This window comes from Brevundimonas sp. (assembly GCF_023259385.1).
GTDB lineage: Bacteria > Pseudomonadota > Alphaproteobacteria > Caulobacterales > Caulobacteraceae > Brevundimonas.
In genome coordinates this window covers 1-9036 of sequence record NZ_JAHFPF010000144.1, presented here as the reverse complement: position 1 = coordinate 9036, position 9036 = coordinate 1, and the positions used below count along the sequence as shown (strand labels likewise).

The following is a 9036-nucleotide window of genomic DNA, read 5'->3' as shown; positions in this document are numbered from 1 at the left end:
CGGTGTGCTGCCAGCCGCCTCCGCCCCCGTCCTGTTGCGGCGGCGGCAACCTGAACGTCAATGTGAACGTGAACGCGGCCGCCAACGCCGGCGCCCGCGCCAACGTCGGCCTGAACGCCCGCGCCGGCGGCTTGACCTGGGGCGGCGGTGGCGGCGGTTCGGCCTATGTCACGGTCGATCAACCCTATCCGACCACGATCAACGGCCTGATGGTCGAGGGTGCGCGGGTGCGCGAGACCGTGCGCGTGCCTTATGAGTCGCGCCGCCGGTGGGAGAAGCGCGTGGTCATCCAGGCCGTGTGCATCGACGACCGCAACATTCCGCACCCCGCCTCCCAGGTGCGCCCCGACCGCGAGGTCGACGGTTCCTATGAAGGCGAGCTGTACCGCTGCCTGGCCGGCGCCTCGCTGCAGTTCACCTGGGCCGAATATCAGGGCGAGGTCCGCTTCGACCACGGCGAGACCGTCAGCTGCCGCAAGGGCGAGGCCCTGTGGTACGGCGGCGGCAATGTCGAGTGCCGGACGCAGCGCGCCGAGCGGGAGTGCAACGAGCGGTCGCTGCTGCGCCGTTACGGCGCGGGGGTGAAGATCCTGACGTGGATGCGCGAGGAGACCTACACCGAGTATCGCGAGGAAGTGGTCGAACGCTCCGGCATGGCCGTGTCCGGCGGGGCCATGACCCTGGACGGCGGGGTCGGCGGCCGGGTGTTCTGATGGGTTGAACGGCGCGTTCAGCCTGCCGTCAGGCGCGAACGCCTAGAAATATGGGGTCGTCGGCTCTCCGCCGGCGATCCTGAGAAGCGAAACTGGCCCCGGTCCTGAGACCGGGGCCTTTTTTATCGCCTACTGCTGGGCCTGGGCCGAAACCACGATGGCCTTCCAGGCGGTGTCGCCGCGCAGGTACTGGCGGGCCAGGGCCTGAACGTCAGCCGGGGTGACCGCTTCCAGGTCCGAGATGTGGGTCAGGGTCTGCTCCACATCGTTGGGACGCTCCGCCACGTCCGACAGTTGGGCCAGCCAGTATTCATTGCTGGCCTGGCTGCGGCGCAGGGACTCGATCACCGGCAGGCGGGCGCGGTTCAGTTCGTCCTCGGTCGGCGGGGCGTCCCGCAGCGAGGCGACGATCGACTCAACCGCGGCGTAGAAGGGATCAACCTTGTCAGCCGCGATTTCCGCCCGAACGGCGACCGAGCCGTAGCCGCGATAGGTGTCCGAGGCGCTGGCGCTGGTGTTCGGAGAATAGGCCAGGGCCTGCTTCTCGCGGATTTCGTCCAGCACGCGCAGCTTCATCACTTCCATCATGACGGAGATCCGGCGGGCTTCGGTCCGGTCTTCCACGGCGTCGGTGGTCGGCCAGGCGATGTAGGCCAGGGTCTGTTCGGCCGGACCGTTGTGGGTCAGACGAACCGGCTGGGGCGTCGCGGCGGGGAAGCGCAGTTCGGTCGCGCCGGGCGCCGGGCGGGCGGCCGGACCGCGACGGGGCAGGGCGCCGAGCGTGGGGGCGATGGCCGCGATGGCGTCATCGACGGTCACGTCGCCGACCACGACCACGTCGATCGGGCCGGTGCTCAGGCCGGTCGTGATGCCGGCGCGGGCGTCGTCCATGGTCCAGCTGGCCACTTCCTGCGCGGTCGGGAAGGATTCGCGCTTGTCGCCGCTGGCGAGCAAGCCCGAGGCCTGCACCTGGAAGGCGCCGCCGGGGGTCGCCATCTGCTGCGCCACGATCTGCGGGAACAGGCCCTTGATCTGCTCGAAGGGCGCCGCGCGCAGGCCCGGATCGGTCAGATAGGCGGTCAGGACCTGCATCTCGAGGCCGAGATCCGCCGGACGGGTGGCGCCCGAGAACGAGTAGCTGTCGCTGTCGACCGAGAAACCGGCCGAATAGACGTGGCCGTTCAGGACGCGGTTCAGTTCGTCGAAGGTCAGACGGCCGAGGCCGCCCGGAGCGACGTAGAAGCCGGCCAGCGCCTGCGGGGTCGAGCGGTCGGTCGGCAGGCCTTGTTCGCCGATGCCGGTGTGGACGCTGACCAGGATCTGCTCGTCACGGAAGTCGGTCGGCTTGACGGTCAGGCGCACGCCGTTGGCGAAGGTCACCACGGTGGCGCCGACTTCGGCGATCTCGCGGCGGTTGGCCACCGTGCCCGGGGTTCCGAACTGGGTGTAGGGCCATTCCAGCGCGGCCTGGGCGGCTGGGGCGGAGACGGGAACCTGACGCGAGGCCGTCAGCGCGGCGGTGACGGCGGCTTCACCGCCCTCGATCTCGACCGGCGTGACGACCAGGGCCAGCGGGCCGCCGCCGGTGAAGACCGTCTGCAGCTTGCTGTTGACCTGCGCCGCCGTCAGGCTGGCGACCGCGGCGTTGAGCAGGTCGAGGTTGGTTTGCGGCGAGGAGAAGACCGTGCGGCCGTTGACCGCGTTGGCGATGCTGCCGGCCAGGGCCGGCGTCCGGCGCGTGGCGGCGCCGGCGACGGCGTTCTCCAGCGCGGTGCGGTACTCGGTGATCTCGCGCTGCAGCTCAGCGTCCGAGACGCCGTACTGAACCAGACGGCGCTGTTCCTGGTCGATCGTCTCCAGCGCGGGCTTCCAGCCGCCCGGATTGAAGCTGGCCGAGATCGAGGCGATGTCCAGGCTGTCGATGAGGGTCGACTGGCCGGCGCTGGCGCTGGTGAACGGCGGGTTGTCGCGGCGCGAGATCTCACCCAGGCGGCGGTTCAGCACGGCCAGGCCCAGGTTGGTGATCAGGTTGTCGCGGCGCTCGGCCACGGTGTCGGGATCCAGGTCCGGGGCCTTGGTCCAGTTCAGCTGGATGTTCGACTGGATGCCCGGCTCGACCAGGATGCGGGTTTCCGGCTGGCGCGGGGCGACGGTGCCGAGGTCCGGCTCGGGACCATCGGCGGCCTTGGGCTGCCAGCTCTCGAACGCGCCGCGGATCTTGGCTTCCATGACATCGACGTCGAAGTCGCCGACGGCGATGAAGGTCGCGCGCGAGGGACGGTAGTACGCGTTGTAGAACTCGACGAAACGCTCACGCGGCGCGTTGCGGATGATCTCCAGGTCGCCGATGGGCCAGCGCTGCGAAATCCGCTGACCGGGCGCGAGCAGGGCGAACTGGGCCTTGGCGGAGCGCAGGCCGGGCGTGTTGCGCAGGCGCTCCTCGCCCTCGATGACGCCGCGCTCGGCGTCGACGGCTTCGGGGGCCATCAGGGCCTCGGACACCTGTTCGCGCATGATGCGCAGCGAGGCGTCGACGGTCTCATCGTTCGTGCGCGGCAGCTCCAGCATATAGAGGGTCTGGTCGAAACCGGTGGAGGCGTTGGTGTCGGCGCCGAAGGCCAGGCCCAGACGCTCTAGGATGCGCAGCAGGTCGTTCTCGGGGATGTTGGTCGTCCCGTTGAAGGCCATGTGCTCCATGAAGTGGGCCAGGCCGAGCTGGTTGTCGTTCTCCATCAGCGAGCCCGCGTCGATCCGCAGGCGGAACGAAGCCTGTCCCGGCGGCGTGGCGTTGCGCATCACGGCGTACTGCATGCCGTTGGACAGCGTGCCGAAACGGACGTTGGAATCGGCCGGGATATCGCTGGCGCCCTGCGCGAACGGGTCGGTCGGCGCGGTTTGGGCCAGGGCCGGGGCGGCGGCCGTCAGGGCGGCGGCCGAGGCGGCGACGAGCAGAAGAAGGCGGCGTGCGGAACGCATGGTCGGTCGACTCCGATGGCGCAATGAGCCCGTGCGGGCGCGCCGGCAAACAGGAAGGACCGCGATATCTGAAAACGCCGACGCCCCGACGCAACCCTTCGGCGACCGGCCCCTCTTGCTCAAGTTACCGAAGTTTAATGCGACGGCCGCGAGACGTAGAAGGTGGCCGAGTTGCCGGTGGCCGTGGCGCTGGAGATCACCGCGCGGTTGGAGCCCGAGACGACGGTGTTGGCCTGGGCCGAGACATCGCCGGAGTTGGTCTGGGTGTTGCGGGCCTCGAGATAGCCCTGGCATTCCGAGCAGGAGTAGCCGGTAACGGCGTTGCCCACGGCCTCGGCGCCCACATAGACGTCATAGCCGTTGGTGCCCGAGAAGGTCGCCGTGACGTCGACGCCGCCGGTGTTGATCTGGCTGTTGTCGATCTCGACGTAGATGTCGTTGTTGCCCACCGACAGCTGGTTGCCCGCGCCCGACGCATAGGCTTGCGCACGACCATAGTCATAGGCGGTGGTGGTCGTCGCCGAGCGGATGAAGGACGAGTTGTCCTGCGCCGACTCGGTCACGACCGAGCCGCCCGAGTTGTAGCTGTTGGCGTAGTTGCCGACGGCGCGCGCGCGGGAGGCCAGATCCCAGCCGTTGCCGGTATTGGCGCTGGCCTCGGCCTCGATGAAGTCGCCCGTCGAGGTCTGGTCGAAGGCCAGGTTCTGCCCCGAGGTCTGACCGCTGTTCACCCCGATGGCGTTGCCCATGGCCTGGGCCTGCACCTCGGCGGCGGCCGGAACATACTGGCTGTCCAGACGGCTGTAGGCCCGCACGGTGGCGGAGGACGATTGTTCGATCGTGCCCTGCACGACGCTGCGTTCGCCATACAGGGAGACGCTGTTGGAGGTCGCCGTGGCCGATACGACGCCTCCGGCCAGCAGGCGCGCGTTCTCATCGCCGACCTCGGTCAGGGCCCCGACCAGACCGCCAGTGTTGCGCTGGGTCGCCTCGACGGTGACGTCGGCGTCATAGCCGCTGACCGCCAGATAGTTGCCGCCCGCATTGGACTGCACCGCGACGGGACCCGAGGTGTCGCCGCCCAGGGTGACCGAGGTCGTGGCGATGGAATCGCCCCGCATGTCCTGCGTCGAGCGGACCGTGACCGTGCCGTTCTCGACCGCGCCCGAGGCGGTGTTGCCGTTGGCGGTGGTCCCGACAGTCACCTGGTCCTGGGAATCGACCACATTGAGCGTCTGGTCGGCGAAGACATCGCCGAGCTGAAGCTGGTTGTTCAGGACAAGGCTGTTGTCCTGCGGGGGTGTCTGAGCGGCGGCCTCAGTAGCGGCTGCGACGCACATCACCGTCGCGGCGATCGTGCCAGCGAGACGGATCCGCACGGGTCTGACCATTGTTGGTCTCCGTGTTGGGGTAAGCCGGATAGTAGCCGCCGGTCGCGCCGACCGTGCCGCCCAGCGGGTCCGGACCGGCCTGCAGGCAGACCTCGGGGCCGGGCGCGCCATACAGATTGGCCATGAACTCGACCGTCGCCCGCTCGATCAGGGCGCGGACGGCCAGCTGAACCGGCTCCAGCGCGCCTTCGCCCGCCGAGATGTCGAAGACATTGCCGTTCAGGAAGTCGAACACCCCGGCCGAGATCTCGCGGCCGATGATCTGCTTCTGGTACGAGACGACATCGACGACCTCGTTCGTGGTGGTCTGCACCAGCCGCAGGTCGATGGCGATGTTCATGACATAGGCCCGGCCGGCGAAGGCGGCCGACAGCGGCGTGTCGGTCGAGGCCTGGCCCGCGGCCATGTCGAATCCGCCCGAGCGGATGTTGTGGTTCACCTCGGTGATGCCGCCGATGATGTAGAAGTCCGAGCCCGGCACCGAGCCCGCGATGATGCGGCGGTACTGGATGTCGTCCGCGCCGCCGGGGCCCTCGTCGCCGATCAGGCGGTTGTTGGCGTAGCGTAGCTCCATTTCGGAGATCGAGGTGTCATAGCGCTCGACCATCCGGGCGCCGGACTTGGCCAGGGCGGTCATGGCCATCAGCGAGGCCCCGCCGGTGACCTGGCGTCCGCCGTCGGCGGAGACCGTGCCCGTGTAGTCGGCGATCCGGCCCACCGCCATGCGCGGGGAGGGCAGGCTGTAGCGACGGGCGTAGTCGGCCATGCAGTACAGCGCCGCCGAATAGGGCGTCGGGTTGGCCGTCACCGGCGCATTGCCGATCGGGGTGGCGTAGACGCCGCGAGAGTTCGCGGTCGCCGAGATGCAGCCGCTCAAGAGGGCGGCGGCCGCACAGGCCACCCCCAGGGTCTTGAACAGCCGAAGGGTCCGGCCAGCGCTCATGGAAGCCTCAGGGTGCCGTTGAGGTCGGTGCCGGCGGTGACATTGCCGTTGTTGACCTGGCTGGAGTTGACGATGACCGTGTTGTGGTTGCCCTGGACGACGACGTTCAGGCTGTTGCCGATGGCGGTGGAGCCGCCGATGGTCTGGCCCCGGCCCGCGCCGGTGTAGTTGGAGCCCACGCCGCCCGAGGTGCTGGAATAGGTGCTGGCGCCGGACTGGATGATGCCGTTGACGATCAGCCGGTTGCCGTTGGCGTCGCGGGTCGAGCCTGTCTGAGGCTGGGCCGTGCTGTAGCGCGCGCCGCCATAGCCGGCCGTATAGGTCCCCATGCTGGACGAGCCCGCGGACTGTGCCTGGGCGGCGACGGGGAGGGCGGCGGCGGCGAGCACGATCGCGGCGGCGACCTTCAATCTGGCTGGCATGGCGGCGATTCTCCCCGAAACACGGTTTACCGAGCGCTAAGCACTCCGCGCGCCAATCTGGGACATGGTTATTAAGAACCGCTTGCCAGAACGTCGGACGGCGACCGCGCCGCGAAACACCGGAGGTCGGCCGTGACCGATGCGCCGCCCCGTGAGCGGCTGTTCAACGCGCCGCTAGTGTCGATCCTGGTCGTCATTTCGATTCCCGCACTCTTTATAGTGCAGAGAGAATTGCCCGACGGTGGGGTGAGCCTGGCCTTCCGTCCCGCGTCCCTCCTGGACGGCCAGTGGTGGCCCGGGTTGCTGACCGCGATGTTCGTGCACGTGGGCTGGACCCATGCGGGCATGAACGCCCTGGGCGCGCTCGCCTTCGGTCCGCCGGTGGCGCGGCGCATGCCGGACGCGGCCGGCGCGGTCGGTTTCCTTCTCTTCTATATGGCGTGCGGCGTGGTCGCCGCCCTCGGCTGGGGTCTCCTTCATATGGAGAGCCAGAACCTGGGGGCCGGCGCGTCGGGTGCGGTGTTCGGTCTGACCGGCGCCGCGATCCGCCTGCTGGGCCGCCGCGATGGAGGGCTGAGGTCCCTGACCGACCGGCGCGTGCTGACCATCTCGGCGGTGCTGATGGGGATGAATGTCGTGGTGGGCCTGATCGGCCTGATGCCCGGCACGGCGAGCGCCGATATCGCCTGGGAGGCTCATGCGTTCGGTTATCTGTTCGGTCTGGTGGCGATCGGGCCGTGGAGCCGGATGTTCAGCGGTCGGACCGGATTTGATTCGAAAGCCGATCCGGGTGATCCTGCCGGCTGATGCGGCCCCGCCGCGGCCGCCGCTCTCAAGGGAAGGGGAGACGCCGCCATGCTGGTCGCCGAGATTCTCAAGGACAAGGGAGACGCCGTCTACGCCATCGCGCCGGGCTTGAGCCTGGCCGAGGCCTGCGGCGAGTTGGAGCGCCGCCGCGTCGGCGCGCTGATCGTATGTCAGGACGACCGTGTGGTCGGGGTTCTGTCCGAACGGGACGTGGTGCGGGCCGTGGCGCGTGAGGGCGCGGCCGGGCTGACGCGTCCGGTTTCCGACTTCATGACTGGCGATGTGGTCTTCGCCGCCCCGGCCGAAACCGTCTCGATTCTCATGGAGCGGATGACCGACCGCCGAATCCGCCATCTGCCGGTCCTGGCCGGGGGGCGGCTGGCCGGGGTCATCTCGATCGGGGACGTGGTGAAATGCCAGATCGCCGAAGCCACCCATGAGGCTGAATCCCTCAGAACCTATATAGCGGCTGGCTGAGCGGGGATGGACCGGCGTCCGCCGACCCGGAGTCGGTGAGAAAGTTCGTAAAACTGTCGGATTCAGGTTGCGGTCCAAAAGGCCGCTGCGTATATCGCCGCCTCGCTCGGAAACGGGCCGGCCACCGGGGCCCCACGGAGACGAAAGCCTCCAGGGACCCCACGGAAAAAGAACCGAAAGGGTCTTGCTTCTGAAAGGTGGTTTGGTTAGGTTCCGCGCTCCAATCGAATCGTCGGAAACGAACACAGAGGCAAGCCTCTCGGCTTTCCTCCCGGTGATTTTTTGCGGTCTGGAAGGTCTCGATCTTCTCTCCGCAAAATGGCTGAAAAAGCCCGGTTGACACGGAGAACGGACTTCCCTAGAAGCCCGCCTCCACCGCCCTCCGGGGCGGCCCCGCAGAGAGAGGTTCTTCTTTAAAAAGAACCGCTTGACACGGAAAACGGAGGCGCTAAACACCCGCCTCCATCGCCTTCCGGGGCGGTTCTGAAGAAAGAGGTTCTTCTTTAAAAAGAACCACTTGACGCAGGAAAATGAGGCGGTAAACACCCGCCTCCCTCGCTTCGGCGGGGCCCGGAAAAAAGAGATCGCTCTTCGGAATGATCGCTTGACACGGACTTCTGAGGCGACTAAATCGCCGCCTCCGCCGGAACCGGGCGCTAAACGGTGGGACTGGAAAGCTTCCGGTTCGGGTCTTTGAAATCGTTGATCTGGAAAGAGAAACGCAGGCGGCGGTGTCCTAGCGATAACCCTTCGGGGTTATCAAATGTCGACACTGACAACTGCGGTCTTTTTGAAAAGATACACCATGTCGTTTGGTCTTCGGATCAGGCGATCGTGGGATCTCGTCAAGAATACGTAGAACTAATGCCAACCGGTCTTCGGATCGGTCTGCTTTAGGTCAGATAGTCAACTCAACCTGAGAGTTTGATCCTGGCTCAGAGCGAACGCTGGCGGCAGGCCTAACACATGCAAGTCGAACGGACCCTTCGGGGTTAGTGGCGGACGGGTGAGTAACACGTGGGAACGTGCCTTTAGGTTCGGAATAGCTCCTGGAAACGGGTGGTAATGCCGAATGTGCCCTTCGGGGGAAAGATTTATCGCCTTTAGAGCGGCCCGCGTCTGATTAGCTTGTTGGTGAGGTAATGGCTCACCAAGGCGACGATCAGTAGCTGGTCTGAGAGGATGACCAGCCACATTGGGACTGAGACACGGCCCAAACTCCTACGGGAGGCAGCAGTGGGGAATCTTGCGCAATGGGCGAAAGCCTGACGCAGCCATGCCGCGTGAATGATGAAGGTCTTAGGATT

At 67.1% G+C, this 9036-nt stretch carries 7 protein-coding genes and 1 rRNA gene; 4 read left to right on the top strand and 4 right to left on the bottom strand.

The window, feature by feature from the left end; genetic code table 11:
- Nucleotides 1–713, top strand: a 713-nt coding sequence (locus Q0C81_RS11800) for a hypothetical protein (protein ID WP_367118011.1), incomplete at its 5' end; no start/stop codon positions are given.
- 129 nt (nucleotides 714–842) lie between these two features.
- On the opposite strand, the gene Q0C81_RS11795 is transcribed toward Q0C81_RS11800, so the two are convergent.
- The 4 genes from Q0C81_RS11795 to hfaA all read right to left on the bottom strand — a co-directional run bounded on the left by Q0C81_RS11795 (nucleotide 843) and on the right by hfaA (nucleotide 6445).
- Nucleotides 843–3689 carry a pitrilysin family protein gene (locus tag Q0C81_RS11795; RefSeq protein WP_291837926.1) on the bottom strand — a complete coding sequence of 949 codons (2847 nt, stop codon included), beginning with the start codon at nucleotides 3687–3689 and terminating at the stop codon, nucleotides 843–845.
- Nucleotides 3690–3823: 134 nt separating this feature from the next.
- Complete coding sequence (gene hfaD, locus Q0C81_RS11790; protein WP_291837923.1) at nucleotides 3824–5080, bottom strand: holdfast anchor protein HfaD; 1257 nt, start codon at nucleotides 5078–5080, stop codon at nucleotides 3824–3826.
- Nucleotides 5007–6023, bottom strand: coding sequence for a holdfast anchoring protein HfaB (gene hfaB / locus Q0C81_RS11785; RefSeq protein WP_291837920.1), 1017 nt, complete (start codon nucleotides 6021–6023; stop codon nucleotides 5007–5009). Before hfaB ends, hfaD begins: the two co-directional genes overlap by 74 nt.
- The gene (hfaA, locus tag Q0C81_RS11780; protein WP_291837917.1) at nucleotides 6020–6445 is read right to left on the bottom strand and encodes a holdfast anchoring protein HfaA; all 426 of its coding nucleotides are present in this window, start codon (nucleotides 6443–6445) and stop codon (nucleotides 6020–6022) included. The genes hfaB and hfaA overlap by 4 nt, the downstream gene beginning before the upstream one ends.
- A 132-nt stretch (nucleotides 6446–6577) precedes the next feature.
- Here hfaA and Q0C81_RS11775 point away from each other — a divergent pair, with 132 nt between their 5' ends.
- The 3 genes from Q0C81_RS11775 to Q0C81_RS11765 all read left to right on the top strand — a co-directional run.
- Nucleotides 6578–7252, top strand: coding sequence for a rhomboid family intramembrane serine protease (locus Q0C81_RS11775; protein WP_291837915.1), 675 nt, complete (start codon nucleotides 6578–6580; stop codon nucleotides 7250–7252).
- A 48-nt stretch (nucleotides 7253–7300) separates the two neighbouring features.
- Entirely contained in the window at nucleotides 7301–7729 is a 429-nt protein-coding gene (locus Q0C81_RS11770; RefSeq protein WP_291837912.1) for a CBS domain-containing protein, read from the top strand.
- A gap of 912 nt (nucleotides 7730–8641) precedes the next feature.
- A 16S ribosomal RNA gene (locus Q0C81_RS11765) occupies nucleotides 8642–9036 on the top strand; the annotation flags it as partial.